This window comes from Pseudarthrobacter sp. 10T415 (genome assembly GCF_056394175.1).
The window spans coordinates 1-458 of the sequence record NZ_JBFTHJ010000073.1 but is presented as its reverse complement, the minus strand read 5'-3'; the positions used below and the strand labels follow the sequence as shown (position 1 = coordinate 458).

The window sequence follows — 458 nt, the reverse complement described above, 5'->3', positions numbered from 1 at the left end:
CACCGGCGCGTAACGGCGCCTTCCTGGATACAAGCGCCTAGCATTAGGGAAGTCAGGAGTGCGGGGTGAATGTGGGGCGCCACGTTTCGGCATCCTGACGATCAGGAGAGACTCCATGACTCGTACTGAGTCCTACGGTGGCGACCTACGCCAACCTGGCGCGGCCCTTCGCGGGCTGCAGCCTCTCGTCTTGGTCATCGCGGCCCTGCTCATGCAGCTCCTCACCGGCTGCGGCGAGCTGTCGACGCCTCAGATCCCATTCGTTCGACCCGTTGGGCTCAGCTACGCAGACAGCGCCATGGTGTATGTCACGGGCCAGCCCATCATCCCAAACACGCCCCGTGTTCACGGCGGGGAGGTGGAGTCCTTCTCGATAGCGCCCTCGCTCCCGCTTGGCCTCACCATCGACCCCAAGTCGGGTGTCATTAGCGGGACGCCAGCCTCAGCTTCCCCTGCCA

The 458-nt window shown here is 64.4% G+C and carries 1 protein-coding gene; it reads left to right on the top strand.

Annotated features, from left to right (window positions below):
- Positions 1–115: 115 nt before the first annotated feature.
- Positions 116–458, top strand: a 343-nt coding sequence (locus AC1DBN_RS21510) for an Ig domain-containing protein (protein WP_477724203.1), incomplete at its 3' end; no start/stop codon positions are given.